Origin of the sequence: Lentzea sp. NPDC020367, assembly GCF_044387305.1 — a bacterium.
Taxonomy (GTDB): Bacteria; Actinomycetota; Actinomycetes; order Mycobacteriales; family Pseudonocardiaceae; genus Lentzea.
In genome coordinates this window covers 1299957-1324748 of sequence record NZ_JBIRVV010000001.1, presented here as the reverse complement: position 1 = coordinate 1324748, position 24792 = coordinate 1299957, and the positions used below count along the sequence as shown (strand labels likewise).

The window sequence follows — 24792 nt, the reverse complement described above, 5'->3', positions numbered from 1 at the left end:
GCGGATACACTGACACACCCTGTCAGGGTTAGCTCATACGTTCGACCCATGGCTTTCTACGAGAAGGAGCTGGCGGTCAGGGAACCGCTGGTCGTCGCGGGCAGGCACGTCAAGCGCTACGAGGTGGTCACGCCGGGACTGGAGATCACCGACAACATCCGCGCGGCCGCCTACGCGTTCCTGCCGAAGATCTACCCGGACTTCGACGACCCGACCCCGCCCGCCACCGTGACGGTCCTGCACCGCAGCTCCGCGGGGATGTACCTCAACGCCTACAACTGGGTCTGGGACAACGTCCTGCACTGCCGCACCGCCGTGTCCGGAGACCAGCCGTTCCTCGGCTCGACCGACCCGGACCTCACGCACTTCACGGTCATCCCGAAGGACCTCATCGGCTGCGTCTGGGAGCTTCCGCCGCTGGCCCACGAGCGCACCGCGTGGGTGCGGCACGTGCTGGAACCGGACACCCCCGACTTCGAGGGCTACCTCGCCGACGTGATGGCCGAGGGCCTGGTGGGCCGATGAGGCAGGACTGGCAGGGAGCGCCTTCCCGCTGAAAACGGGTGGACGGCGGCGTTAGGTTCGCAGGCATGACCACTCCGGAATCCGTCGTGCGCGCGTTGGCCGAACCCACGAGGCTGCGGGCGTTCGCCGCCGTCGTCCTCGGCGCGGGAACGCTGGCCGACGTCGCCGCCGCCTCCGGGCTCAGGGTCAAGGACGCCGGCACCGCGCTCATCAAGCTCCGCGAGGCCGGGCTGGTCGAAGGGGAACCTGCCCGGCCCGCCGATCTCAAGCCGCTCGCGGCGACGCTCACCGAGGCGATGCCGGCGGACGGGCTCGCGCCGTTCATCAGGGGCGAGAAGCTCGTCTCGTTGCCCGTGGCGCACGAACGCCGCCGCAAGATCCTCGAGCACGTCGCCTCGCACGCCTTCACCCCGCAGACCTACTACGAGGAGAAGGAGATCAACGAGCGGCTCCAGGCGTGGTGCGACGGGGGAGAGGTCGACCACGTCACCATCCGCCGCTACCTCGTCGACTTCGGTCTGCTGGAACGCGGCGGCGGCCTCTACCAGGCTCAGCCCCTCCCGATGTAGGGCATCGCAGTCGCCATCACGGTCATGAACTGCACGTTGGCGTTCAAAGGCAACTGAGCCTGGTACAGGACAGCGTAGGCCACGTGCTGCACGTCGAACGTCGGCTCCGGCTTGACCTCGAAGTTCGCCTGCAGCACGCCGGCGCCCATCCGTTCGGTCATCTCCGTGGCGGCGTTGCCGATGTCGATCTGCCCGCACGCGATGCCGAAAGCACGGCCCTCCAGCGACAACGACTTGGTCAGCCCGGTCATCGCGTGCTTGGTCGCGTTGTACGCCACCGCGTGCGGGCGCGGCACCGACGCCGAGATCGAGCCGTTGTTGATGATCCGCCCGCCGCCGTGGGTCTTCATCACCTTGAACGCCTCGCGGGCGCACAGGAAAGCGCCCGTCAGGTTCACCCCGACGACCTTCTCCCACGCGCTCAGGCTGAAGTCCTCCAGAGGTGTCGCCCGCACGTTCATCCCGGCGTTGTTGAACAACACGTCCACCCGGCCGAAGCGCGCGACCACCGCCTCGAACAACGCGACCACCGAGTCCTCACTCGACACATCGGTGGGCACCACGAGAACGCTCTCGGGAAAGCCCTCTCCGGTCTCGATCAACGCGTCCTCGCGCCTGCCTGCCAAAGCGACCTGGAATCCCGCCGCCAGCAGGGTTCGCGCCGCCGCGCGCCCCACCCCGGAACCCGCTCCCGTCACGACCGCGACTGCCATCGGTGATCTCCCCTCGATCCAGCGATTGCCCGAAGTGTCCCCTGTGGAGTACTTACAGGTGTGGAGTGTGAAGAGGACACCTGCCTGCTGTGCGCAGGGTCCGGAACGATGTCGTGGCAACAACCCGTTCCCGGTCCGGAAGGCCTTGTGCTGCACGAGATGTCGCACCCGTGCCCGCGCGGGTGCTCCGGCTGGTGGAAGCTTCCGCACGGGGAAAGCAGAGGCATCGTCGCAGGCAATGTCGCACGGGCCAACGAGATTCCGGCCGGACCGTCCACCCAGGCTTGATCACCGAGCGTGAACGGTGGGGGTCACCCATTATTGCCGGAGGGGTCCCTGCTTGGCGGCTGCCCCCACTCGGAGTAGAAGCGGACACTGTTCTTCTGTGAAGGAGTGCAGCCGTTGCCTTGGTTCTGGACTCAACGAGGACCGGACCGCCTGCCGGGTCTGCGGGGGCTTGGGACAGGTCCCCGACAGATAGGTGTCGCTGAGCCCTATTTCTTCGTCATCAAGGTCGGGCCGAGGATCCGGCGGGCCAACCGCCGGGTCAGCGACTTGGACTGACGCTCCTGCGCCGCGGTGGTCGCCGCCGGTGCGGGCGCCGGCGCGGGAGCCGGTGGAGTGGCCGCCGCGGGGGCGGGCGTCACCGGGGGAACACCGGGAATCGTCGCCGCGTCGTACTCGGGGATCGTGATCTTCGCGAACACCTGGGTCTCCGCCTCGACATTGCCGGGCTGCTGCTGCTCGATCGGCACGGCGAAGATCTTGCCATCGGTGTCATTCACGCCTCGAATGAGGGGCGGCTCCCCGCCGTGAGGTGACGCGGGTCACGCAGCACACTGGGTCGTGACGGCCCCAGGCGGAGTGTGATGACTGAGACGACCGAGCGTGCGAACGTCGGGCCGCCCGACACGCGCCTCTGGGAGCAGATCGCGAAAGGCGACCACGCCGCGTTCACCGAGCTCTTCGAACGCCACGCCGAAGCGGTCTGGAACTACGCCTACCGGCTGACGGCCTCCTGGTCGCAGGCCGAGGACCTGCTCTCCGCGACGTTCCTGACGGCATGGCGCAAACGCGGCGACGCCCAACTCGTGCGCGACTCTGCCCTGCCGTGGCTCTACACGGTGACCGCGAACCGCGCCCGCACCGAGTGGCGGGCCTCGCGCAGAGCCCTGCGGCTGGTCACGAAGCTGACGCCGCAGGACGAACGCGACCACGCCGACGAGGTCGCCGCCCGCACCGACGCGCAACGCCGCCTCGCCGCCGTGGTCGCCGCCATCGCGAAGCTCCCGGCCTCCGAACGCGAGATCGCCCAGCTCTGCCTGCTCGGCGACATGTCCACCGCGGACGCCGCCGCGCTCCTCGGCATCACCGAGTCGAGCGTCCGCGCCCGCGTCTCCCGCACCCGCGCCCGGCTGCGCGACCTGACCTCCGAGGACACCCCGTGATCGACCAGCTGCCCGAACACCGCGCGCTGCCCGACGACGTCCGCATGCGTGCCCGCCAGCGTCTCTCCGAAGGCATGCGCCCCGCCGCCCGCAACGGCAGGCCCGTCCTGATCGCCGCCGGCGTGAGCATGCTCGCCGCGGGCGCGGTCTTCACCAGTCAGGCGCTGATCGGCGGCTCCGCCGACGTCGCCGGACCGCCCGTGCAGCACAACGGCGAGTTCGTCGGCAAGGACCGCGGGATCGTCAACCACGTCGAACGCGACAAGGTCGCCCCGGACGTGCTGGCCCGCTGCGCCGCGGCGGCCACGGCCCACACGCCCGCCTCGGAATGGACGCCGATGGCGACCAGCCACAAGAACGGCACGGTGCTCACGGCCTTCCGCACCGCGGCCGGCGTCTTCTTCTGCGCGAACACCGCCACCACGACGACGATCTCCGCACCGAACCCCGCCGTGCCCGAGGGCCGGCGCCAGGTGGAGATCCTCTTCACCACGCCGACCGGCGCCATGGCGGGCATCGTCTCGTCCGACGTGAAGTTCCTGAGCCTGTCCCGGATCGCCGCCTCGGGCGAGAACAACACGATGCCCGCCCTCGTGGACGGCCTGTTCCTCGCGCCCAGCGGCTTCCAGAAGGCGGAGAACGGCACGAAAGCACTGGTCAACGGCGAGGAGTTCGCCGTACGGGGTGTTCCGAAGCCCACCTCGTCCGTCGTGGACCGCCCGCTGCCGCCGGCGGCACGAGACACGGCGGAGGCCAAGCGGTTCGGCGCCTGTCTGAGGGACAGGGCGGTCCCGGACCCCGGCCAGTTCGCGCACGGTCTCACGGCCGAGGTGAGCGCCACCGACACGATGATCACCGGCCGGTTCGGCGACCTGCTGTTCTACTGCCGTGACGCCGACTACGACCCGACGCCCGGCATGACGTTCGACCTGGACGACCTGACCGAGTACCGCGGCCAGACCATCGCGGCGATGAAGGCGTTCTACGACTTCAAGCCGTACAAGGTGAACGAGCAGGGGGAGTACTACGACGGCGGCAGCACCAGCGCCGCGGCCGTCGGCCTGGTCCTCGATCCTCGGGTGGCCTCGATCACCTACACCAGCCCCGGCGCGGCCGACGTGCCCGCGATGCTGGGCGACGGCACGTTCGTGCTGGCCGCGAAGCTGCTCGACCGCCACCCCGACGCCCGCGTGGTCGTGCGCGACGCCGCCGGGAACGTGCTGGAGACGATCACGCCGCAGAACCCGTCGTAGACAGGTTGGTTAGCATGGCGAAGTGACTGTGCAGGCGGCTCCGGCCGGGTACAAGTGGATCGCGCTGTCCAACACCACGCTGGGCATGCTCATCGCCACGATCAACTCCTCCATCGTGCTGATCGCGTTGCCCGACATCTTCAAGGGCATCGCGATCAACCCGCTCGACCCGGCCAACACCGGCTACCTGCTGTGGATGATCATGGGCTTCCTGGTCGTCACGGCGGTGCTCGTGGTCAGCTTCGGGCGGCTGGGGGACATGTACGGCCGGGCCCGCATGTACAACCTGGGCTTCGCGATCTTCACGTTCTCCTCGGTGATGCTCGCGATCACCTGGTTCGACGGTGACGCCGCCGCGCTGTGGCTGATCGGCTGGCGGATCGTGCAGGGCGTCGGCGGGGCGTTCCTGATGGCGAACTCCTCGGCGATCCTCGCGGACGCCTTCCCGGTCACCCAGCGCGGCATGGCCCTGGGCATCAACGGCGTCGCCGCGATCGCCGGGTCGTTCCTCGGCCTGGTGGTCGGCGGTCTGCTGGCACCGGTCAACTGGAACCTGATCTTCATCGTCTCCGTGCCGTTCGGCCTGTTCGGCACGGTCTGGGCCTACCTGAAGCTGCACGACACCGGCGAACGCCGCCACGCCGAGATGGACTGGTGGGGCAACATCACCTTCGGCGTCGGCCTGATCGTCCTGCTGGTCGGGATCACCTACGGCATCCAGCCGCACGGCACCTCCCAGACCGGCTGGACCAGCCCGTTCGTGCTGACCTGCCTGATCGGCGGGCTCGCGGTGCTGGCGGCGTTCGTCGTGATCGAGCACCGCGTGCCCAACCCGCTGTTCGACCTGCACCTGTTCCGGCTGCCGTCCTTCACCTGGGGCAACATCGCGAACTTCGCCTCGGCGCTCGGCCGCGGCGGGCTGCAGTTCATCCTGATCATCTGGCTGCAGGGCATCTGGCTGCCGCTGCACGGCTACTCCTACGAGGAGACGCCGCTGTGGGCGGGCATCTACATGCTGCCGATGACCGTCGGGTTCCTGCTCGCCGCGCCCACCGCCGGCATCCTGTCCGACCGGCTGGGCAGCAGGGCGCTCGCGTTCGCGGGCAACGTGCTGACCGCGGTGACGTTCGCGCTGCTCATCGCCCTGCCCGTCGACTTCCCGTACTGGCAGTTCGCGCTGATCCTGGTGTTCACCGGCATCGGCATGGGCATGTTCTCCTCGCCCAACCGCGCCGAGGTCATGAACTCGTTGCCCGCCAACGCCCGCGGCTCGGGCAGCGGCATGATGACCACCTTCCAGAACACCGCGATGGTGCTGTCCATCGGGTTCTTCTTCAGCCTGATCATCGTCGGGTTCTCCCAGTCCCTGCCCGGCGCGATGCGCACCGGACTGGTCGAGCACGGCGTCGCTCCCGCGGCCGCGGCCCAGGTCGCGGCGCTGCCCGCGGTGGCCGTGCTGTTCGCGGCGTTCCTCGGCTACAACCCGATCCAGCAACTGCTGGGCGACCAGCTCGCGACGCTGCCACCGGACCAGGCCGCGTTCCTCACCGGGCGCGGGTTCTTCCCGAGTCTGATCTCCGGGCCGTTCGCCCAGGGACTCGCGATCGCGTTCGGCTTCGCCATCGTCCTGTGCCTGCTGGCCGCCTTCGCCTCGCTCAAGTGCGGCAAGATCTCTTCGTGGAAACGGAACGACTGACGCTGCGCCCGCTCGCGCGGTCCGACGTGGACTCGTTGCGCGCCCTGCACGCCGACCCCGAGGTCATGCGGTACCTCGACCCGGCCCCGGTCGAGAACTACCTCGGCGACGGCTTCCTCGCGGCCGTCGAGAAGGACAGCGGCCGGTTCATCGGCTGGTTCGAGTTCAAGGGGACCGGCGAGGTCGAGCTCGGCTACCGGCTGCACCGCGAGTTCTGGGGCCTCGGCTACGCCACCGAGGGCGGGAAGGCCCTGATCGAACGCGGGTTCACCACCGGCGACGTGCGGCGCGTGGTCGCCACCACGATGTTCGTCAACGCCGGATCGCGGCGCGTGATGGAGAAGTGCGGGCTTCGGCACGTCCGCACCTTCCACCTCGACTTCCCCGACCCGCTGCCCGGCTCGGAACACGGAGAGGTCGAGTACGCGCTGACAAAAGAAGAGTGGCTACGAGTTCAGGGGGAAAGTCATGTGGCAGACGGAATTAGTTGACCTGGACGCGTACTTCGCGCGCACGGGAGCATCTGCGTCGAGTTCGCTGACGGAGTTGCACGAGGCGCATGTGCGCGCTATTCCGTTCGAGAACATCGACGTGATGCTCGGCCATGTGCCGTCACTCGACCTCGGCGACATCCAGGACAAGATGCTCGGACGACGCCGTGGCGGCTATTGCTACGAGCACCAGCTGCTGTTCACGGCCGTGCTGGAACGGCTCGGACACTCCGTCCGGAGGCGGATGAGCCGCGTGATGACCGCGCCGCGCACGCACTTCATCTCACTGGTCGACGACCAGCTCGTCGACGTCGGGTTCGGCGCCGGGATGCTGCACCCGATGCCGCTCGTCGACGGCGCGATCGTGGACCAGGCCGGATGGCCGCACCGCCTGCGCCACGAGGACGGTCGCTGGGTGCTGGAGAAGCAGTCGGCGGACGGCTGGGACCTGCAGCACGCGTTCGAGCCCGACGTCGAACAGCGCCCCGTCGACTACCTGGCCGCCAACTTCTACGTCGCCAAGCACGAACGGTCGGCGTTCAGCAGGCAGCTCGTCGTCATGCGCCTCGAACCAGGGCTGAGCCGCCGACTGGTCGGAACGACGCTCACCATCGAGCACGCCGGCGAGAAACCTGAGAATTCTCAGGTCGACGACCTCGGAAAAACACTGGAATCGCTGGACATCACGCTTACCGACAGGGAGCTGAGTCACATCAGCTCAACTTTGGGAACAACCGAGGGGCCGCGTTCGTAATACCGGGTGTAGGGATCGCAATTCGGAGGTGTTGGAAATGACCACCGCGACTCCGTTCGCCACGGGAGCAAATTCCACGGGCGTCAACGCACTGCCCACTCCGCCCACCGGCTGGCCCATCGGTTCCTACGGAACCTACGAAGAGGCCCAGCGGGCCGTGGACCACCTGGCGGACAACGACTTCCCGGTCGCGGACGTCACCATCGTCGGCGTCGAGCCGATGATCGTCGAACGCGTGACCGGCCGCCTGACCTGGGGCCGCGTCCTCGGCGCGGGTGCCGCGTCGGGTGCCTGGTTCGGTCTGTTCGTCGGCCTGCTGCTCGGTTTCTTCTCGACCGGCGGCGCCCTCGCGCCGATCATCGCGGGTCTCGTCTTCGGTACGGTCTTCGGCCTCGCGAGCGCGGCCGTGCGCTACAAGGCGACCGGCGGGCGTCGTGACTTCGCCTCGGTCACCCAGCTCGTGGGCGGCCGGTACGACGTGCTCAGCGCCCCGCGCAGCGCCGAACGCGGCAAGGAGATGCTGACGACGCTGGCCTGGCGGTCATGACCACCCGGCTGGCAGCCTGACACTCGCTCCCACCACAGAGGAACGCCGTCCCGATCTTCGGGGCGGCGTTTCCGCTTTACTGGCGGCATGTCCAACCTGGTGGAGACGGCGCGGCTGCACTGGTGGAAGGCCGCGCTGCTCGTCGCCGCCGTGATCGTGGGGTCGTTCCCGTGGAACGCGCCGTCCAGTCTGTTCGGCGTGGTGCCGATCCTGATCTGGTGCTTCCTGGCCCCGTCGCGCACAGCCGGGGTGACCGTCGGGCTGGTCCTGCTGGCTGTGCTGGTGTGGTTCGCGGTGCCGCGCGGACTCGGGTGGTCCGGATCGCTGGTGCCCTCGGAGGTCGAGGTGTACTGGCTCTACCCGGTGATCGCGGCGGTCGTGTGCCTGCCGGCCCTGCGGCGGGTGTCGACCGGTGTCCTCGGACTGGTGACGATGGTCCTGGTGGGATTCCTGGCCGCGGCGGTCGTCCTGCTCGGTCAGCTGGAGGCCAAGCCCGGTGACGAGGGCGTGCTGCCCGCGCCGTCCGGGCTGCGCGTCGCCGAAGGCAGTGGCTACTGCGGGTCCGGTAACTGCTCGCGCGAGGTGACCGCGACCGGAGATCGCGCTGCTGAGGTGATGCGCGAGCATCTGGAGTCGCGCGGGTTCACGGTTCGGACGCCGGAACGGATGTGCCGGGCCACGGGGCTCGTGTTCACGCACGAGGTGTGCGCGGAGTCGAAGAAGATCGCCTCCGACGCGGTCGAGGTCACCTGGTACGTCAACTAGAGGTACGGGCAGCGGCTGCGGCGACGGTTGCCAGGTCTTCGCTCGAGAAGCCGGCCCGGCTCAGCACCGCCAGGGACTTGTTCGCCGCCAGCGTGCACAACGCCAGCTCCGCCGCCTCCCGCTCATCGGCCCCCGCCTCCAGCAACGCCTGCTCCAGCATCGCCCGCACACCGTCGATCATGGCGCGGACCATCGCCTGGCCCTCCGCGTCGAGGGCCGGGATCTGCGTTGCCGACACCGTGAGTAGACAGCCGTCCGGGACCTCCGGGTCGGCGATGCGGTTCAGGGTGACCTGAAGGTAAGCGGCCACGACGGCGCTCGGGCTCGGGTGCGGGCCGGACAGTGCCTGGTCGTAGAGCGGGTGGTAGGTCTGCGCGTACCGCTCGAGGCTTTTCCGGAAGAGGGCGCTCTTGTCGCCGAAAGTGCTGTAGAGCGAGCTCCTGCCCAGGCCGGTGCCCTCGGTGAGGCGATCGATCGAGGCCTCCGAATAGCCCCAGCGCCAGAAGACGTGCATCGCGCGTCGGAGCGCCTCGTCCACGTCGAACTGCTTGCGGCCCACCATGGTTCATCAGCCTACACATCTTGCATCGATCGTTCCAACATGCGTAGGGTCGCCGCCATGACAAGTTGTACTGATCGTTCCATGATGAGTTCGCTGCGGCTGCCCGACGGGTTCACCGACGTGTTCGTCAGCCAGTTCGTCCAGCTGGACGGACTGCGGCTGCACGCCGTCACAGGCGGGGAGGGCCCGCCGCTGCTGCTGGTCGGCGGGTGGCCGCAGACCTGGTACGCCTGGCGGGAAGTGATGCCGGCGCTCGCCCGCGAGCACACCGTCGTCGCCGTCGACTCGCGCGGGGCCGGGCTCTCCGACAAGCCCGACGACGGGTACGACGCCGGCACGCTGGCCGCCGATCTGGTCGCGTTGATGGCCGCGCTCGGGCACGACCGGTTCGACGTGGCCGGCCACGACATCGGCATGTGGACCGGATACGCCCTCGCCGCCGATCACCCCGAACGGGTGGGCAGGCTCGCCGTCGTCGACGCCGTGATCCCCGGCCTCACGCCGATTCCGTCGGTCTTCAGCCCGGCCGCGGTCAGCCAGCGGCTCTGGCACTTCGGCTTCAACCGGCTCACCGACCTCAACGAGGAACTGGTCCGGGGGCGGGAACATCTCTTCTTCGGCCACCAGTTCGCCACCAAGGCGGCCACCCCGGACGCGATCCCCGCGTACGCGGTCGACGTCTACGTCGACGCGATCGTCGCGGATCCTCGCGGACTGCGGGCGAGCTTCGGGTACTACCGGGCGCTGGACGAGACGATCGCGCAGAACGAGCATCGCCGGAAGACCCGGCTGACGCTGCCGGTTCTCGCCGTCGGCGGCGCGCGGTACAGCGGCGCGCTGGTCGCCGCGACGATGCGGCCGGTGGCCGACGACGTCACCGAGGTGGTCCTCGACGATTGCGGCCATTACGTGGCCGAGGAGCAGCCGGCGCGGTTCGCCGAGATCCTGCGGGACTTCCTCAGGGGCGAACCGGTAGCAGGCTGACCCGTTCGCGGAAGGAGCGCCAGCGGGCTGCCAGCGCGGTGAGCGTCGGCTGTCAGCGGCCCCGGCCAGGGTCTGCGGTGTGACGATCACCCTCAACCCCGCGAGCACCGTGATGTTCACCGGCGACTCGATCACCGGCCTCTGGCGACAGGACGGCGACGACCGGGCCGCCTACCCGCTGCAGGTAGCGGGCCGGTGGAGCTTCGAGCACCCCGACCGGCCCCTGACCTGGCTGAACACCGGCTACCGCGGCAACACCACGGCCGACCTCGAAGCCCGCTGGCAGACCGACGTGCTCGACGCACGACCCGACGTCCTCTCGATCCTCGTCGGCATCAACGACGCCGGCGGCCACACGCTCGACCCGGACACGCCGCCGGTCTCCGCCGAGGAGTTCGCCGCGACCTACCGCCGTCTGCTCACGCCCCTGGCCGACACCCGGCTGATCCTCGTCGAGCCGTTCCTCCTGCCGGTCGACGGTGTCGTCGAGGCCGGCGGGATGCTGATCGGCGAGCAGGAGCGCAAGCAGTGGCGCGAGGACCTGGAACCGAAGATCGGGGTCGTGCGCGCGCTCGCCCGCGAGTTCGGCGCCGAGCTGCTGGAGGCCGACCGCCTGTTCACCGAGTTGTCCGCGCGCAGGCCGCCGGAGCACTGGGCCGAGGACGGTGTGCACCCCACAGCCGCAGGTCACAGCGCTCTCGCGGAGGCGTGGCTGGAGCTCGTCGCCTGAGCCCATCCATTTCCGTAGGGCGTACGGTATTGTTTCCGTATGGCCTACGGAAATGAGGTGGACGGATGGCCGCCGAACGCAGCGGCGGGGGAGACCCGGCCAGGACGCTCGCGCTGCTCTGGCGCACGCCGCAGGAGCCGAAGCCGGTCGGCAGGAAGCCCAAGGTGAGCGTCGACCAGATCGTCACCGCGGCGATCGCGGTGGCCGACCGCGAAGGGCTCGGCGCGATGTCGATGGCCCGCGTCGCGCAGGAACTCGCCGTCGGCACGATGTCGCTCTACACGCACGTGCCCGGCAAGGGCGAGCTGATCGACCTCATGGCCGACACCGTGTTGCAGGAGCGCGACCTCACGGCCGAGGGCACCTGGCGTGAGCGCGTCAAGCACTACGCCGACCGCACGCGTGCGGTCTACCAGGCGCATCCGTGGATGCGGGACGTGTCGATGGTGCGGCCGCCACTGGGGCCGGGGCTGATGGACGGCCAGGAGTTCGTGCTGGCCGCGCTCGCCGACTCCGGACTGGAACCGAGGCAGGTCACCGTCGCGCACGTCGCGGTCGAGGGGTTCGTGCACGGCGCGGCGGCGTCCGAAGTGGACGATCAGCAGCTCGCGGCGGTGACCGGTGAGTCCGGTGACTCGTGGTGGGGCGCCCGGCAGGTGTTCTGGGACGACTACTTCGACGTCGAGCGCTACCCGGCCATGACGGCGCTGTGGAACGCCGGCGCCTACGACACCGAGGGCACGCTCGCGGACAACATGCGCAGCTCGTTCGACTACGGGCTCGACAAACTGCTGGACGGCATCGAAGGGGGCATGCGATGACGACGCTGGTGACCGGTGCGACGGGCAACGTCGGCCGATTGGTGGTGAGAGGGCTCACGGGCCCGGTGCGGGCGATCACCCGCGACCCGGCCAAGGCGGACTTCCCCGCCCACGTCGAGGTGGTGAAGGCCGACCTCGACGACCCGGCCGGCATTCCGTTCGACGGCGTCGAGAAGCTCTACCTGTTCGTGCATCCGCCGACCGCCCAGGAGGTGGTCGAACGCGCGGTGCGGGCGGGCGTGCGCAGGATCGTGACGCTGTCCTCGGGCGCGGTGACCTACGGCTACGACACCAGTCACCACCTGCCCGTCGAGCAGGCCGTCGAGGCGTCCGGCGCCGAGTGGACGCACCTGCGGCCCGGCGAGTTCGCGGCCAACAAGATCGACCTGTGGGGTCCGTCGATCCGCGAGGACGGCACGATCGTGCACCCCGAACCGGACGGGTTCGGCCAGCCCATCCACGAGGCCGACATCGCCGACGCCGCGATCAGGGTGCTGCAGGAGGACGGTCACGCGGGCAGGGCCTACGACCTGTCCGGGCCGCCGCGGCTCACCCAGCGGGACATGGCCCGTGACATCGGCGCCGCGATCGGCCGTGACCTGACGTTCCGCGATGTCACCACCGAGGAGGCCCTCGCCTACTACGTGAGCGTCGGCTGGCCGGAGGAGATCGCCCGCTACATCCTCGGCCTCGGCGGCTATGAGGGCGGGGAGGCCGACGACTTCTCCGACTACGAGTTCGTCGTGTCGCCGGACTACGAGAAGCTCACCGGCAGGCCGTACCGGACGTTCGCGCGGTGGGCGCGCGATCACGCGGCCGACTTCCGCGGCTGATCATCGCGTCGATTCCGGGCCTCCTCGTTCGACGTACCGGTAGACGGCGAGCGAGGAGGCCCGGTGCGGTTCATGGTGTTCGTCAGGAGCCCGATCCCGTTGGCGGCACGGCACGGGGAGTTGCTCGTGCGCGCGGGTGTCCTGCTCGACGCCGGGGACCTCGATCCCGGCGCGTACGGGGTGTCGGGGTACTGGCTGATCGACGTGCGGGACCGCGAGGAAGCGGTCGAACGGATCAGGCGCATCTGCCTTCCGGCGTGCGTCGTGGAAATACGTCAGGTGGCTGTGGTCTGATTCCCCCATGGGGGCTACCTCGGTGCATCGCACCATCGACGCGGTCTGGCGGATGGAGTCGGCGAAGGTCATCGCCGCCCTGGCCCGGTACACCCGCGACGTCGGACTCGCCGAGGAGATGGCCCAGGACGCGCTGGTCGCGGCACTGGAACAGTGGCCGGCCGAAGGCGTGCCGAAGAACCCCGGCGCGTGGCTGACGACGACGGCGAAGCGGCGCGCGATCGACCAGATCCGCAGGCGTGAGAACTTCAACCGCAAGGTCGAGGAGATCGGCCGCGACGTCCAGGAGGCCACGCCCGATGCCAGCGACGGCATCGAGGACGAGATCGGCGACGACCTCCTGAGCCTCATGTTCACCGCCTGCCACCCGGTCCTGGGCACCGAGGCACGGGTCGCTTTGACGCTCAAGATGCTCGGCGGCCTCAAGACCGAGGAGATCGCCCGCGCGTTCCTGGTCAGCGACGCGACGGTGGCGCAACGCATCGTGCGCGCCAAGAAGGCCCTGGCCGACGCCGGCGTGCCGTTCGAGGTCCCCGAAGGCCCCGAACTCGCCACCAGGCTCGCGTCCGTCCTCGAAGTCATCTACCTGATCTTCAACGAGGGCTACTCCGCCACCCAGGGCGACGACTGGCTGCGCCCCGAACTCTGCGCGGAAGCCCTGCGGCTCGGCCGTGTGCTCGCCGAACTCGCGCCCAAGGAGGCCGAGGTCCACGGCCTGGTCGCGTTGATGGAGATCCAGGCCTCCCGCACCAAGGCCCGCACCGGCCCCGGCGGCGAACCCGTGCTGCTGCTGGAGCAGGACCGAGGTCGTTGGGACTGGCTGCTCATCGGCCGTGGCCTCAAGGCCCTCGAACGCGCCGAAGCCCTCAACCAACCACCCGGCCCCTACTACGTACAGGCCGCTCTCGCCGCGTGCCACGGCCGTGCGCGCAAGGCCGAGGACACGGACTGGCAGCGCATCGCCACCCTCTACCAGGTGCTGGCGGGCATCTCGCCGTCCCCGATCGTCGAGCTCAACCGCGCGGTGGCGTTGTCGATGGCCTTCGGGCCCGCCGCCGGCCTCGCACTCGTCGACGAGATCGCGGGCGAGAAGGCGTTGCAGGGCTACCACCTGCTGCCCAGCGTGCGCGGCGACTTCCTGGTGAAGCTCGGCCGCAACGCGGAGGCGAAGGCCGAGTTCGAGAAGGCCGCGGGGCTCACCCGCAACGAACGTGAGCGGACGTTGCTGCTCGAACGCGCCGCGAGCTGCTGACCGGGACCCCTCCCGGACCGGCCTGGCTACGGTGCCGCCGTGGACAGGCACAAGGTCGACGGCTACGTGTACGGCGGCGCGCTGACCCTGGTCTCGCTGAGCGTGGTGCCGGTCGTGATCGCGGTGGCCGCCGGATCCCGGCTGTGGCCGTTCTACCTGTTCGTCACCTTCATCTTGATCAGCCTGATGCTCCTGTACCGGTTGCTGCGGGGGAGCTCCTGGAGCAGGGCGGGCGCGACGTTCGCCGCCGCAGCCGGGATGACGACGGTGGTGTTGGGCGCGCTGCTCGTCTCCTACGCGATCCGCGGCCTGCCCGTGAACGAGGCAGACCTGGCCCGGGCGTGCACCGAACGCACTTCTCACCCCGGATCGGCGCCACTGTCCGCCGACCGGCGCGTGACCCGCGTCCTCATGAAGACCCGGGACGGGTTCTCGCACAGACCTGACTTCGACCTGCAGCCCGTCGAGAGGGAGTGGGACCTGTCCACGGTGCAGCAGGTGGCCTGCCTGACCAGGATCGGGTCGAACGGGTTGCTGACCCCCTGCCCCTACGGCTACGTCCCTGAGGCGGTGGCCGTCACGACGACGCTCTACCAGGGCCGATGGGAACTGGAAGTGCGTGAGGCTCGCACCGGCCAGACGATCGCAATCCGTGGGGTGGACGGAAGTACTGACGCCACGTGTCCCTCACGCACGGACGTCGGCGCGGGCGTGACAGGGGCGATCGACTACACCGAACCCTCTGCCGCCGACGTCCAGGCGGCACTAGCTCAGCGCTAGCTTCAGGCCCAGCGCCGCGAACGACGCCGCGAAGAACCGGCGCAGCCACACCACCACCCGAGGCCGGGCCAGCACCCGGTCGCGCATCGACGCCGCGAACACCCCGTAGACGGCGAACACCACGAACGTCAGCGCCATGAACACCGCGCTCAGCGTCACCATCTGCCCGAACCCGGTCGCGAACTGCGGCAGGAACGCCACGAAGAAGATCGTCAGCTTCGGGTTGAGCAGGTTGATCAGCACCGCCGACACCACGACCCTGCGCGCCGACGCCGGTGCGGCCGCGGTGTCCACGACCAGGTCGCTCTTGTCCCGCAACGTCGCCCACGCCAGGTAGACCAGGTACGCGACACCGAGGTACTTCACGATCTCGAACGCCAACGCGCTCGCGTGCAGCAGCGCCGCCAACCCCGTCACCGTGGCCAGCACGTGCGGCACGATTCCCAGCGTGCAGCCGAACGCGGCGACCACGCTCGCCTTGCGGCCGTGCGCGAGACCGGCGGACAGCGTGTACAGCACACCGGTGCCGGGCGTGGCGACCGCGATCAACGTCGTGATCAGGAATGCGAGGCTCATGCCGACGACTCTGCCGCCAAAGCGGTCCAGGCAGGAGAGCCACAAACTGCCCGTGAAGTTGGACCACTTTCCATGTCGAGGATCGGTGAACGGCTCCGTCCCAGGGGCATGAGCATCAAGAGCATGCACCACGTGGGAATGACCGTCACCGACCTCGCGGCCGCCGTCGCGTTCTTCGAGGCGCTCGGCATGGAGCTCGAAGGCAAGGCGCACATGGAGGGCGACTTCGTCGACGGCGTCATCGGGCTCGACGGCTCCAGCAGCGACATCGCCATGCTGAAGACGCCGGACGACCAGTACCGGATCGAGGTCAGCCAGTTCCAGACCCCGCAGAGCATCGACGGCAGCTCGCACGCGCCCATCAACGCCCTGGGGCTGCGGCACATCGCGTTCGTCATCGACGACCTGGACGCCACCCTCGCCCGCCTCAAGCCGCACGGCGCGGAGCTGGTCAGGAACGTCGAGACCTACGAGAACATGCTCCGGACCTGCTACGTCCGCGGTCCCGAGGGGATCCTCGTCGAGCTGTGCGAGTACTTCAGTTAAGGGCCCGCGCGTACGCCGTGGGGGAGACGCCCACGGTCTGCGTGAAGTCCCGGACGAGGTGGGCCTGGTCGCTGTACCCGAGGTCAGCGGCCAGATGCGCCCACTCCACGTCCGACTCGGCGCGTTCCAGCGCCTCGTGGATGCGGTACCGCAGGATGACCCACTTCGGGCTCACTCCGACGTAGTCCGCGAACAGCCGTTGCATCGTGCGGACCGCGACACCGCAGTCCCGCGCGAAGTCCGCGACCCGCCGGATCTCCCGGTCGTCCCGGATCCGTTGGACCAGGTCCATCGCCAGCGTCGCCTGCGGATCGGGCACGGGTCCCATCGACAGCAGGAACGCGTCGAGCGCGGCCACCCGGTCGTCCTCGTCCTCCACGTCCAGCACCAGCGACGACGGAGCGTCGAGCCGCACGTGCCGCCCGGTCCACTCCGACACCGGCTCGGCGCGGAACGGCCGGAACCCTCCCGGCCGGAACTGCACGCCCGCCACCCGGATCCGCCCGTCCAGCACGCGGCTGAACAGCCCCAGTCCCACCCCGGCGATCTCCGGCTGGGCGAAACCGCGCTCGAAGACGACGTTCACGGACGGATGCGGCACGACGTGCGAGGTGTACGGCGCGTCCAGCTCACCGTCGATCAGCCAGTAGTGCTCCAGGTACGGCCGCAACTCCACGCACGGCATACGGCGGCGAAACCGCACGCGGGCGAAAAGCTCCCGTGCGTCGATGATCCCCCGCGTGTCCCGACGTGGCCCCTGCACAGCAGGAATCCTAGGTTGGCGCGTTTCTTCAAGAGCGGCGAGACGCACGAAAATAGGCTCACCACCATGAAGCTCAGCGTTCTGCTCGACCGAGCCCGCGACCACGCACTGCCCGTCATCGCGAACATCACCGACGACGACCTGTCCAAGCCCACCCCGTGCGCCGACTACGACGTCCGCGCCCTGCTCGACCACCTGCTGCACGTCGTCGTGGAGTTCCAGAAACTCGCCGCGAAGCAGGACGCCGACTTCAGCCACACGCCGTCCTACCCGGACTGGCGTGCGCAGTACCCCGCCGAGTCCGCGAAGCTCGTCGAGGCCTGGGGTCAGCCCGGCGCGACCGAGGGCATCGCCGGCAACATGCAGATGCCCGCCACCGTCGTCGGCGGCCTGGTGCTGCTCGACCTCACCATCCACGTCTCCGACCTCGCCCAGGCCACCGGCCAGCGCTTCGAGCCGGACCCCGAGGTGTTCACCGAGGTCGAGGGCCTGGTGAACCAGATGGGCCCGATGGCCATCGAGATGAACGTGTTCAAGGCACCGGTCGAGGCACCCGCGGACGCGTCGCCGTTCGAGCGGCTGCTGGCCACCACCGGCCGTGACCCGCGCTGGAGTGCTTGACTGGTCGCATGCTGACGATCGGGATGCTGGGCGGAATGAGCTGGGAAAGCAGCGCGGAGTACTACCGGCTGGCGAACGTGCTCGTACGTGAACGGCTCGGCGGCCTGCACTCCGCGAAGGTCGTGCTGCACTCCGTCGACTTCGCCGAGATCGAACGCATGCAGGTCGAGGGCCGCTGGGACGACGCGGGCAAGGCGCTCGCCGAGGCCGCCGCACAGGTGCAGGCCGGCGGCGCCGACTTCCTGCTGATCTGCACCAACACCATGCACAAGGTGTTCGACCAGGTCCAGGCGGCCGTCGACATCCCGGTGATCCACCTCGGCGACACGACCGCACAGGCCATCAGGCAGGCCGGCTTCACCACGGTCGGCCTGCTCGGCACCGGCTTCACCATGGACCAGCAGTTCTACCGCGAACGCCTGGAGTCGCACGGCCTGAAGGTCCTGGTGCCGTCCGCCGAGGACCGCGCGACCGTGCACCGGATCATCTACGACGAGCTGTGCCTCGGCATCGTCCGCGAGCAGTCCCGCCGCGCCTATCAAGACGTGATCGCACGGATGGAAGGGGCGGAGGGAGTCATCCTCGGCTGCACCGAGATCGAACTGCTGATCTCCCAGGCTGACGTGGAGATTCCGGTGTTCCCGACCACCCGCCTGCACGTCGAGGCGGCCGTCGAACGGGCAATCCAGGCAAATCTGTGAACATGTGATGCGGACCACCCAGCAACGCCGCAACCGTGCGGAGTGTCTTAGTCACTGAGGGCTATTCCCTCCTCGGTGAACTAAGGGGAGTTCGCTTGAAACGATCACACATCGCTGCCGGGCTGACGGCTGTCGTGGTTGCCGCCACGGCAGCCGTTCCTGTTTCGGCGGCGCCACAGGAGCAAGAGGTGCGTGCCGACGGGCTGACCACGAAGGTCACGCTCATCACCGGTGACGAGGTCACCGTCACCAACGGCAAGGTCCACGCCAGGGCGGCGCAGGGCAGGGAGACCGTCGGGTTCCGCAGCTTCAAGGACCCGCGCGGCGACCTGCACGTCGTCCCGCTCGACGCCCAGCACCGGCTCAACACCGGCGAGCTGGACGCGCGGTTGTTCGACGTCTCGCTGCTGGCCAGATCCGGCTACGACGACGCGTCGAGCAGGACGCTTCCGCTGATCGTGCAGGGGCAGGGGATCAGCGCGGCGAACGCCGAGTCGTTGCCGAGCATCGACGCTCGGGCGATCAAGGTCGACAAGAACGGCTCGTTCTGGGCCGACGCTCGGGCGGCGGGCACCGGCAGGATCTGGCTGGACGGCAAGGTCACCGCGTCACTGGACCGCAGCGCCGCGCAGGTCGGTGCGCCCCAGGCGTGGGAGAAGGGCTTCACCGGCAAGGACGTCACCGTCGCGATCCTCGACACCGGCGTCGACGAGACCCACCCGGACCTCGCGGGGGCCGTCGTGGAGTCCAAGAACTTCAGCGACAGCGACACCACCGACGACCGCGTCGGCCACGGCACGCACGTCGCGTCGACCGTCACCGGTGACGGCAAGTACAAGGGCATCGCACCGGACGCGAAGCTCGTCAACGGCAAGGTGCTCGGCGACTACGGCGGCGGCTCCGAGAGCGACATCATCGCCGGCATGGAGTGGGCCGCGGCCAAGGCCAAGGTCATCAACATGAGCCTCGGCAGCTCCTGGCCGGACGAGGGCACCGACCCGATGTCGCTGGCGCTCAACCGCATCACCGAGCAGACCGGCGCGTTGTTCGTCGTGGCCGCCGGCAACTCCGGTGGCCCCATCGGCTCACCTGGCTCCGCCGACGCGGCCCTCACCGTCGGCGCCGTCAACCGGGACGACACGCTCGCCGAGTTCTCCTCGCGCGGCCCGCGCTGGGTGAACAACGCGGTCAAGCCCGACATCACCGCGCCGGGCGTCGACATCGTGGCCGCCAAGGCCAAGAACGGCCAGATCGGCACGCCCGTCGACGAGGGACACGTCGCGTTGTCCGGCACGTCGATGGCGACCCCGCACGTGGCGGGCGCCGCGGCGATCCTCGCCTCGAAGAACCCGGCGTGGAAGGCGGAGGACATCAAGGCCGCGCTGATGAACAGCGCCAAGCCCAACCCGTCGCTGACCATCTACGAGCAGGGCGCCGGACGTCTCGACGTCGGCCGCGCCGTGTCCGCGTCGGTCTCCACGAACCACGGCAGCTTCTCGCTGGGCACCGCGGTGTGGCCGCACGACGACGACAAGCCCATCACCCAGAAGCTGACCTACCGCAACAACGGCACGTCCGCCGTGACGCTCGACCTCAGCGTCACCGACGTGAAGCCCGCGGGTGCCGGCCTGTTCAGCGTCTCGCCGGCGAAGCTGACGATCCCCGCCGGTGGCACGGCGGACGCCACGGTCACTGCGGACACCAAGGCGAACGTGCCGGACGGTGTCTACGGCGCCGTGGTCCTGTCGTCCGACGGCGTGCGGGTCCCGATCGGCGTGGTGAAGGAGGTCGAGAGCTACGACGTGAAGATGACGTTCCTCGACCACAACGGCGCGCCGACGCAGTACTACGACTACCGGTTCGTGAACCTCGACGTGGCGCAGGCGTACTTCCGCTACGACCCGTCCGGCACGCTCGTGCAGCGACTGCCCAAGGGCAAGTTCTTCTTCGACGGCAGGATCAACACCAGCGATCCCGACCCGACGAAGAACGGCCTGACCTCGATCCTGACCGAGCCCGCGTTCGAGGTCACCGGCAACACCGAGGTCGTGTTCGACGCACGGCAGGCCACCCAGCCGGTCATCGCGATCGAGCAGAAGGACGCCAAGGCCGTGAGCGCGGGCCTCGGGTTCCTCATGCAGGCTAACTGGGGTGAGACCGGCGGGACCTGGTACCTCAACAGCTTCGACTCGATCCGCGTGGCACCGTCGAAGACGTCGTGGCCGAAGTTCGAGTTCTACGCCGAGTCGGTGCTGGCCAAGCCGGACGCCAACGGCAAGTTCGACGGCAGCCCGTACCAGTACCACGTGCGGATCAGCGAGAAGACCCGCGTGCCGGCGAACCTCCAGCGTTCCGTCAAGGACCGTGAACTGGCTCGCGTCAACTCGGTGACGCACGCTCGTGTGCCGGGTTCGGTCGGCCAGCGCGACAATGGCGCCTCTGGTCCGTTGCCGTTGCGGCTCAAGGAGTTCTACACGCCCGGTGTCGACTGGTCCGGTTCGCTGACGGAGTTCACGAAGGTCGGCGAGTACCCGAGCCTCGGGTACCAGTTCTCGGCCCAGCCGCGCGTCTTCCAGCTCGGCAGGCCCGTCACCGAGCACTGGAACAGCGCCGTCTACGGCCCCGGCGTGCCGAACGACCCGCGGTACGTGCGCTTCGCGGGACGTGTGGGCAACCTGCTGCGCGTCGACCTGCCCGTGCACAGCGCCCAGGGCATGACCGGTGCCAGCCCGAGCACCGGCCGCACCACCGTGACGATGGACGGCAAGGTCATCTCCGACCAGCCGGAAGCCGGGTACGCCTACCTCCCGAACGTGCCCGCGGAGAAGAAGCGCTACCAGGTGCACACCGAGGCGACCCGCGACTCGTTCTCGTCGAAGATCACCGCCGACTGGTCGTTCTACTCCGAGTTCGTCGCCGGCGATCTGTACAAGCCGGTGCCGCTGCTCGCCGTGCGGTTCACGCCGCAGCTCGACGACCACAACCGCGCCGGACGCGTCGTCACCGTGCCGATCACGGTGGAGCGCAACGGAACGGGCACCGTCACGAACATCAAGGACCCGGCGGTGCAGGTGTCCTACGACGAGGGCAAGACGTGGAAGCCGGTGCCGCTGCGCAAGACGCGCGCCGGCTGGCAGGTCACGCTGATCCACCCGCACGGAGCCAAGAACGTGTCGTTCAAGGCTCGGGCGGCGGACGCGGGCGGTGACGTCCAGCAGACGATCATCCGCGCGTACGACCTGAAGTGACCGCGTGAGGGGCCGGGTCCGCCCGGCCCCTCACCGCTACTTCTGGTACGGCGCCAGCGTCTCCGGGTCCACGTCGGGCGCGCTCATGATCGGGTGCACCTCGATCGGCTGGTTCAGGAGCTTTCCGCCCGGCCCCGGGCACGCCGAGGCCTTGCGGGCGATCTCGAGCAGCCGTTCCTGGCTGTCGACGTCGACCACCCAGTACCCGGCGATGACCTCCTTGGACTCGGCGAACGGCCCGTCGACCACGACCGGGCCGTCGTCGCTGCCCCGCACCACGAACGCCCGCGCCGGGCCGCTCAGTCCCTCGGACTGCAGCAGCTCACCGGACGCGCGCAGCTCGGCGTCCAGGTCGCGCATGTAGGCGATCATGCGGTGCATGTCCTCGTCGGACCAGGCGGCCAGGCCTTCCCAGTCCTCCTGGCTGCCGCCGTAGCTGACCAGCATGTACTTCACTTCCACTCCCCACCGGTAGCGCGGGCCTTGATCTCCTGCACGGCCCAGCTGTTGCCGTCCGGGTCGTCGAAGAAGATGAACGACCCTCCGTCTGCCTCGTTCATGCGCACGATCTCGCCGACCTCGACGCCGCGTTCGACGAGCTGCGCGCGGGCCTTCTCGAGGTCCGACACGACGAGTTGCACGCCCTTCAACGACCCCGGCTCGCCCTTGACGATGCCCTTGCCCATCACGATCGAGCAGCCGGAGCCGGGCGGGGTGAGCTGCAGGACCCGCGTGTCCTCGTTGAACGTCGTGTCGTGATCGACCTTGAATCCGAGCTGCTCGGAGTAGAACTGCTTCGACCGGTCGAGATCCGACACCGGCACGACGATGACTTCCAGGGTCCAGTCCATGATTCGTTCCTCTCAGCGGCTGCCCTACACGGATCCGTCGAAGTGCTCAGAGACTTTTCGACATGGGGTCTCGACCCACATACCCGAGCAGCCTGTCCTGCAGCGGAGCGTCCTGCGGCACCTTCACCTCGGCGCCGTAGACCTCGATGCCGGGACCGAACGCGCCGGGTGTGCGGAAGCGTTCCATCAGGTCGGCGGGCACGGCCGTTGCGGTGGCCCAGAGGCGTTCCACGTCGGTCGCGGGGATGGTCTCGTCCTGGTCGGTGGCGCGGGCGAGGTCCCAGCCGTGCAGCACCAGGTCGTCGCTCACGACCTGGTCGACGTGCTCTTCCAGCGTCATCGGGCCGGCGGGCGTGGAGACCTCGCTGCGCGAACGGTCCGACTCCAGCGCCTCCTGGACCTGGCGGCGGGCCTCACGGAAGTCCGTGAGCGGGTCCTCGGTGCGTGGGATCTGATGGCCGAGCATCACGCCGTGCATGTCGATGACGTGGTCCACGACCTCAAGCGCCGTCCACTGTGCACACGGCGACTGGTTGACCCACTGGTCCGAGCGCACGTTCGCGACCTTCGCCTCGAACGCCTCCGCACGAGCCCTGTACCTCTCCGCGATCATGGCCTCACTCCTCGACTGCGCCGCCGATCTCGCGCAGGTGTTCGCGGAACGTGCGTCCGCTCGCCAGGTACTCGCTGAATCGCAGCTGGCTGCGCAGGGACTCACCCTGCCGCACGCGGTCCGCCTGCGCTCGTTCGACGTCCCGGATGCCGCGCGCCTTCACGATGAGCGCCTCCGCGTTCGAGGCCGGCACGAACAGCACGCCGTCGTCGTCACCGAACACGATGTCGTCGGACGTGACGGTCCACTGGTCGATCTCGGCCGTCGAGAGAGCCTCGGGCGCACGGTCGCGCAGGCTCAACGGTCCCGTGGGGTTCGCGCCGAGGCTGAACACCGGCAGCCCGATCGCGCGAATGTCCTGCGTGTCGCGGTGCAGTCCCCAGATGACCACGCCCGCGAGCCCGGCCTGCTGCGCCTCGAGGACGATCAGGTCGCCCACGCAGGCCTCGTCGGCGCGGCCGTCGTTGTCGACGACCAGCACGTCGCCGGGCTCGCTGCGTTCGATGGCCTCGAGGAAGATGTCGACGCTGCCCGCGTGCCGGGCGGGCAGCACGCGGCCGCAGGTCCTCAAGCCGGGGATGACCGGCGTCAGCGTGGCGGTGCGGACCGGGATGTTCGCCCGGATGCACGCGTCGGCCAGATGTGCGGTGGTGAGATCCAGTTCGGCAAGATCCATGCGGGCATTCTTACGCCGAGACCTTCTCCTCGGCGGAATCGGTCCGCAGAACGTTCGCCGACGCGGCCGCGACCAGGCACAACGCCACCGGGAGCAGGAACGCGATGTTGAGCGGCACGACGTGGGTCAGCCAGCCGATCACCGCCGGTCCGGCCAGCACGCCGAGGTAGCCGAGCCCGGCCACGCGCGAGACGTTGGCGCCCGCCGCGCCGGGTTCCGCGTGCCCGGCGGCGCTGAAGAGCTGCGGCACGGTGCCCGACAGGCCGATGCCGGCGATCGCCCAGCCCACCAGCGCGAGCCAGATCCACGGCGAGAGCGCCGCGGTCGCGATGCCCGCCGCGCCGACCACCGAACCCCAGCGCAGCACCGCCACCGGGCCGACCTTCGCGGTGATCCGGTCCGCGAGCAGCCGTCCGACGGTCATCGTCGTGGCGAACGCGCCGTAGGCCAGTGCCGCGATCTGCGGCGGGGCGTCGAGGACGTCCTGCAGGTGCAGCACGCTCCAGTCGTTGGCCGCGCCCTCGCTCAGCATCACCAGCAGGGCGAGCACGGCCATGATCCAGATCCGGCGCGGCACCTTGCGCTTGCCGGTCTGCGCGGCGGCGTGCTGCTCCTCCTTCTCGTCGAGCAGCAGCCTCGCGGTCACCAGGCTGACGACGACGCCGAGCACGGCGGCGGCACCGAGGGTGATGGCGGGGGAGAGTTCCCAGCTCAGCGTGCGTGCGCCGGTCAACGCGGCAGCGACACCGCCGAGGGACCACGTCGCGTGGAACGCCGACATGACGGGACGCTTGTAGTGCCGTTCCACGACCACGGCGTGCGCGTTCATGCTGACGTCGATCAGCCCGTTGCCGATGCCGAAGATCAGCAGCGCCGCACCGAGCGTCCACTGGTTGACGGCCACACCGGGCAGGAAGGCCGTGACGCTGCAGAACACGCCCGCGGCGGGCACGACCAGCTTCACGCCCACGCGGTCGGTGAACTTGCCACCGAGCCGCATGCCGATGAACGCGCCCAGGCCGAGCAGGAGCAGCAACCGGCCGAGTTCGGCGTGGTTGATGCCCGTGCGGTCCTCGACCGTCGGGATGTGCACGAGCCACAGACCGAGCAGGAACCCGTTGAGCCCGAAGTACGTGAAGGTGGCCACCCGCGCGGCCTTGAGAGCGTTCACACGGTGCAC

30 protein-coding genes are annotated in these 24792 nt (G+C 69.2%); 20 read left to right on the top strand and 10 right to left on the bottom strand.

From position 1 onward, the window contains the following. The first annotated feature begins 48 nt into the window (after positions 1-48). On the top strand, positions 49-525 hold the full coding sequence (locus tag ACH413_RS06165; RefSeq protein ID WP_360036743.1) for a hypothetical protein: 477 nt from the start codon (positions 49-51) through the stop codon (positions 523-525). Positions 526-590: 65 nt separating this feature from the next. Next, positions 591-1094: a DUF2087 domain-containing protein gene (locus ACH413_RS06160; protein WP_360036740.1), complete on the top strand. Its 504-nt coding sequence runs from the start codon at positions 591-593 to the stop codon at positions 1092-1094. Here ACH413_RS06160 and ACH413_RS06155 read toward each other — a convergent pair. Together ACH413_RS06155 and ACH413_RS06150 are read right to left on the bottom strand one after the other, a co-directional pair. Continuing rightward, positions 1076-1807: an SDR family oxidoreductase gene (locus ACH413_RS06155; RefSeq protein WP_360036737.1), complete on the bottom strand. Its 732-nt coding sequence runs from the start codon at positions 1805-1807 to the stop codon at positions 1076-1078. The genes ACH413_RS06160 and ACH413_RS06155 overlap by 19 nt on opposite strands. Positions 1808-2301: 494 nt before the next feature. Continuing rightward, positions 2302-2592 carry a hypothetical protein gene (locus tag ACH413_RS06150; RefSeq protein ID WP_360036735.1) on the bottom strand — a complete coding sequence of 97 codons (291 nt, stop codon included), beginning with the start codon at positions 2590-2592 and terminating at the stop codon, positions 2302-2304. A gap of 84 nt (positions 2593-2676) precedes the next feature. Between ACH413_RS06150 and ACH413_RS06145 the strand changes: the two genes are divergently transcribed. The 7 genes from ACH413_RS06145 (at position 2677) to ACH413_RS06115 (ending at position 8761) form a co-directional block, all read left to right on the top strand. Then, the gene (locus ACH413_RS06145) at positions 2677-3255 is read left to right on the top strand and encodes a sigma-70 family RNA polymerase sigma factor (protein ID WP_360036732.1); all 579 of its coding nucleotides are present in this window, start codon (positions 2677-2679) and stop codon (positions 3253-3255) included. Then, complete coding sequence (locus ACH413_RS06140; RefSeq protein WP_360036729.1) at positions 3252-4508, top strand: hypothetical protein; 1257 nt, start codon at positions 3252-3254, stop codon at positions 4506-4508. Before ACH413_RS06145 ends, ACH413_RS06140 begins: the two co-directional genes overlap by 4 nt. A gap of 85 nt (positions 4509-4593) precedes the next feature. Further along, positions 4594-6204 carry an MFS transporter gene (locus tag ACH413_RS06135; RefSeq protein ID WP_360037267.1) on the top strand — a complete coding sequence of 537 codons (1611 nt, stop codon included), beginning with the start codon at positions 4594-4596 and terminating at the stop codon, positions 6202-6204. Further along, positions 6186-6695, top strand: a complete 510-nt coding sequence (locus tag ACH413_RS06130) for a GNAT family N-acetyltransferase (RefSeq protein ID WP_360036726.1) — start codon at positions 6186-6188, stop codon at positions 6693-6695. Before ACH413_RS06135 ends, ACH413_RS06130 begins: the two co-directional genes overlap by 19 nt. Then, positions 6673-7449: an arylamine N-acetyltransferase gene (locus tag ACH413_RS06125; protein ID WP_360036723.1), complete on the top strand. Its 777-nt coding sequence runs from the start codon at positions 6673-6675 to the stop codon at positions 7447-7449. Before ACH413_RS06130 ends, ACH413_RS06125 begins: the two co-directional genes overlap by 23 nt. 37 nt (positions 7450-7486) lie before the next feature. Further along, positions 7487-7996 carry a general stress protein gene (locus ACH413_RS06120; RefSeq protein WP_093602956.1) on the top strand — a complete coding sequence of 170 codons (510 nt, stop codon included), beginning with the start codon at positions 7487-7489 and terminating at the stop codon, positions 7994-7996. Positions 7997-8083: 87 nt separating this feature from the next. Next, complete coding sequence (locus ACH413_RS06115; protein WP_360036720.1) at positions 8084-8761, top strand: hypothetical protein; 678 nt, start codon at positions 8084-8086, stop codon at positions 8759-8761. On the opposite strand, the gene ACH413_RS06110 is transcribed toward ACH413_RS06115, so the two are convergent. Beyond that, on the bottom strand, positions 8754-9323 hold the full coding sequence (locus tag ACH413_RS06110; protein ID WP_360036717.1) for a TetR/AcrR family transcriptional regulator: 570 nt from the start codon (positions 9321-9323) through the stop codon (positions 8754-8756). The genes ACH413_RS06115 and ACH413_RS06110 overlap by 8 nt on opposite strands. An 84-nt stretch (positions 9324-9407) precedes the next feature. On the opposite strand from ACH413_RS06110, the gene ACH413_RS06105 reads away from it, so the two are divergent. The 7 genes from ACH413_RS06105 to ACH413_RS06075 all read left to right on the top strand — a co-directional run bounded on the left by ACH413_RS06105 (position 9408) and on the right by ACH413_RS06075 (position 15017). Further along, on the top strand, positions 9408-10307 hold the full coding sequence (locus ACH413_RS06105; protein WP_360036714.1) for an alpha/beta hydrolase: 900 nt from the start codon (positions 9408-9410) through the stop codon (positions 10305-10307). A gap of 79 nt (positions 10308-10386) precedes the next feature. Beyond that, on the top strand, positions 10387-11037 hold the full coding sequence (locus ACH413_RS06100) for an SGNH/GDSL hydrolase family protein (RefSeq protein WP_360036712.1): 651 nt from the start codon (positions 10387-10389) through the stop codon (positions 11035-11037). A gap of 65 nt (positions 11038-11102) precedes the next feature. Then, on the top strand, positions 11103-11858 hold the full coding sequence (locus ACH413_RS06095; protein WP_360036709.1) for a TetR/AcrR family transcriptional regulator C-terminal domain-containing protein: 756 nt from the start codon (positions 11103-11105) through the stop codon (positions 11856-11858). After that, entirely contained in the window at positions 11855-12691 is an 837-nt protein-coding gene (locus ACH413_RS06090) for an NAD(P)H-binding protein (protein WP_360036707.1), read from the top strand. The genes ACH413_RS06095 and ACH413_RS06090 overlap by 4 nt, the downstream gene beginning before the upstream one ends. A gap of 63 nt (positions 12692-12754) precedes the next feature. After that, the gene (locus ACH413_RS06085; RefSeq protein WP_360036704.1) at positions 12755-12985 is read left to right on the top strand and encodes a hypothetical protein; all 231 of its coding nucleotides are present in this window, start codon (positions 12755-12757) and stop codon (positions 12983-12985) included. A gap of 7 nt (positions 12986-12992) precedes the next feature. Next, positions 12993-14237: an RNA polymerase sigma factor gene (locus tag ACH413_RS06080; RefSeq protein WP_360036702.1), complete on the top strand. Its 1245-nt coding sequence runs from the start codon at positions 12993-12995 to the stop codon at positions 14235-14237. Between the two features lie 39 nt (positions 14238-14276). After that, positions 14277-15017: a hypothetical protein gene (locus ACH413_RS06075; RefSeq protein WP_360036699.1), complete on the top strand. Its 741-nt coding sequence runs from the start codon at positions 14277-14279 to the stop codon at positions 15015-15017. Here the strand turns inward: ACH413_RS06075 and ACH413_RS06070 are convergent. Beyond that, entirely contained in the window at positions 15003-15593 is a 591-nt protein-coding gene (locus tag ACH413_RS06070; protein ID WP_360036696.1) for a LysE family translocator, read from the bottom strand. The genes ACH413_RS06075 and ACH413_RS06070 overlap by 15 nt on opposite strands. Before the next feature lie 123 nt (positions 15594-15716). Between ACH413_RS06070 and ACH413_RS06065 the strand changes: the two genes are divergently transcribed. After that, positions 15717-16139, top strand: coding sequence for a VOC family protein (locus ACH413_RS06065; protein ID WP_360036693.1), 423 nt, complete (start codon positions 15717-15719; stop codon positions 16137-16139). Here ACH413_RS06065 and ACH413_RS06060 read toward each other — a convergent pair. After that, positions 16132-16902 (bottom strand): AraC family transcriptional regulator, encoded by a 771-nt coding sequence (locus ACH413_RS06060; protein ID WP_360036690.1) that lies wholly within the window; start codon positions 16900-16902, stop codon positions 16132-16134. The genes ACH413_RS06065 and ACH413_RS06060 overlap by 8 nt on opposite strands. 66 nt (positions 16903-16968) lie before the next feature. Here ACH413_RS06060 and ACH413_RS06055 point away from each other — a divergent pair, with 66 nt between their 5' ends. The 3 genes from ACH413_RS06055 to ACH413_RS06045 all read left to right on the top strand — a co-directional run bounded on the left by ACH413_RS06055 (position 16969) and on the right by ACH413_RS06045 (position 21472). After that, positions 16969-17523 (top strand): TIGR03086 family metal-binding protein, encoded by a 555-nt coding sequence (locus ACH413_RS06055; protein WP_360036687.1) that lies wholly within the window; start codon positions 16969-16971, stop codon positions 17521-17523. An 8-nt stretch (positions 17524-17531) separates the two neighbouring features. After that, entirely contained in the window at positions 17532-18224 is a 693-nt protein-coding gene (locus ACH413_RS06050) for an aspartate/glutamate racemase family protein (protein ID WP_360036684.1), read from the top strand. A gap of 188 nt (positions 18225-18412) precedes the next feature. Further along, positions 18413-21472, top strand: coding sequence for a S8 family serine peptidase (locus tag ACH413_RS06045; protein WP_360036681.1), 3060 nt, complete (start codon positions 18413-18415; stop codon positions 21470-21472). Positions 21473-21508: 36 nt separating this feature from the next. Here the strand turns inward: ACH413_RS06045 and ACH413_RS06040 are convergent, their stop codons facing one another. From ACH413_RS06040 to ACH413_RS06020, 5 genes are read right to left on the bottom strand one after another with little or no spacing between them, the layout of a single operon-like run. After that, positions 21509-21919, bottom strand: a complete 411-nt coding sequence (locus ACH413_RS06040) for a YciI family protein (protein WP_245822381.1) — start codon at positions 21917-21919, stop codon at positions 21509-21511. A gap of 5 nt (positions 21920-21924) precedes the next feature. After that, complete coding sequence (locus tag ACH413_RS06035; RefSeq protein WP_360036678.1) at positions 21925-22323, bottom strand: VOC family protein; 399 nt, start codon at positions 22321-22323, stop codon at positions 21925-21927. A gap of 46 nt (positions 22324-22369) precedes the next feature. Further along, positions 22370-22936, bottom strand: coding sequence for a TIGR03086 family metal-binding protein (locus ACH413_RS06030; RefSeq protein ID WP_360036675.1), 567 nt, complete (start codon positions 22934-22936; stop codon positions 22370-22372). Between the two features lie 4 nt (positions 22937-22940). Next, positions 22941-23612, bottom strand: a complete 672-nt coding sequence (locus ACH413_RS06025; protein ID WP_360036672.1) for an RraA family protein — start codon at positions 23610-23612, stop codon at positions 22941-22943. A 10-nt stretch (positions 23613-23622) separates the two neighbouring features. Next, positions 23623-24783, bottom strand: a complete 1161-nt coding sequence (locus tag ACH413_RS06020) for an MFS transporter (protein WP_360036669.1) — start codon at positions 24781-24783, stop codon at positions 23623-23625. Positions 24784-24792 lie beyond the last annotated feature (9 nt).

What these genes read in the sequence shown, in the direction of transcription:
- ACH413_RS06165 (WP_360036743.1), top strand. Translation starts at nt 49, where the DNA reads ATGGCTTTCTACGAGAAGGAGCTGGCGGTCAGGGAACCGCTGGTCGTC.
- ACH413_RS06160 (WP_360036740.1), top strand. Translation starts at nt 591, where the DNA reads ATGACCACTCCGGAATCCGTCGTGCGCGCGTTGGCCGAACCCACGAGG.
- ACH413_RS06155 (WP_360036737.1), bottom strand. Translation starts at nt 1,807, where the DNA reads ATGGCAGTCGCGGTCGTGACGGGAGCGGGTTCCGGGGTGGGGCGCGCG.
- ACH413_RS06145 (WP_360036732.1), top strand. Translation starts at nt 2,677, where the DNA reads ATGACTGAGACGACCGAGCGTGCGAACGTCGGGCCGCCCGACACGCGC.
- ACH413_RS06135 (WP_360037267.1), top strand. Translation starts at nt 4,594, where the DNA reads ATGCTCATCGCCACGATCAACTCCTCCATCGTGCTGATCGCGTTGCCC.
- ACH413_RS06125 (WP_360036723.1), top strand. Translation starts at nt 6,673, where the DNA reads ATGTGGCAGACGGAATTAGTTGACCTGGACGCGTACTTCGCGCGCACG.
- ACH413_RS06120 (WP_093602956.1), top strand. Translation starts at nt 7,487, where the DNA reads ATGACCACCGCGACTCCGTTCGCCACGGGAGCAAATTCCACGGGCGTC.
- ACH413_RS06115 (WP_360036720.1), top strand. Translation starts at nt 8,084, where the DNA reads ATGTCCAACCTGGTGGAGACGGCGCGGCTGCACTGGTGGAAGGCCGCG.
- ACH413_RS06110 (WP_360036717.1), bottom strand. Translation starts at nt 9,323, where the DNA reads ATGGTGGGCCGCAAGCAGTTCGACGTGGACGAGGCGCTCCGACGCGCG.
- ACH413_RS06105 (WP_360036714.1), top strand. Translation starts at nt 9,408, where the DNA reads ATGAGTTCGCTGCGGCTGCCCGACGGGTTCACCGACGTGTTCGTCAGC.
- ACH413_RS06095 (WP_360036709.1), top strand. Translation starts at nt 11,103, where the DNA reads ATGGCCGCCGAACGCAGCGGCGGGGGAGACCCGGCCAGGACGCTCGCG.
- ACH413_RS06090 (WP_360036707.1), top strand. Translation starts at nt 11,855, where the DNA reads ATGACGACGCTGGTGACCGGTGCGACGGGCAACGTCGGCCGATTGGTG.
- ACH413_RS06080 (WP_360036702.1), top strand. Translation starts at nt 12,993, where the DNA reads ATGGGGGCTACCTCGGTGCATCGCACCATCGACGCGGTCTGGCGGATG.
- ACH413_RS06070 (WP_360036696.1), bottom strand. Translation starts at nt 15,593, where the DNA reads ATGAGCCTCGCATTCCTGATCACGACGTTGATCGCGGTCGCCACGCCC.
- ACH413_RS06065 (WP_360036693.1), top strand. Translation starts at nt 15,717, where the DNA reads ATGCACCACGTGGGAATGACCGTCACCGACCTCGCGGCCGCCGTCGCG.
- ACH413_RS06055 (WP_360036687.1), top strand. Translation starts at nt 16,969, where the DNA reads ATGAAGCTCAGCGTTCTGCTCGACCGAGCCCGCGACCACGCACTGCCC.
- ACH413_RS06050 (WP_360036684.1), top strand. Translation starts at nt 17,532, where the DNA reads ATGCTGACGATCGGGATGCTGGGCGGAATGAGCTGGGAAAGCAGCGCG.
- ACH413_RS06040 (WP_245822381.1), bottom strand. Translation starts at nt 21,919, where the DNA reads ATGCTGGTCAGCTACGGCGGCAGCCAGGAGGACTGGGAAGGCCTGGCC.
- ACH413_RS06035 (WP_360036678.1), bottom strand. Translation starts at nt 22,323, where the DNA reads ATGGACTGGACCCTGGAAGTCATCGTCGTGCCGGTGTCGGATCTCGAC.
- ACH413_RS06030 (WP_360036675.1), bottom strand. Translation starts at nt 22,936, where the DNA reads ATGATCGCGGAGAGGTACAGGGCTCGTGCGGAGGCGTTCGAGGCGAAG.
- ACH413_RS06025 (WP_360036672.1), bottom strand. Translation starts at nt 23,612, where the DNA reads ATGGATCTTGCCGAACTGGATCTCACCACCGCACATCTGGCCGACGCG.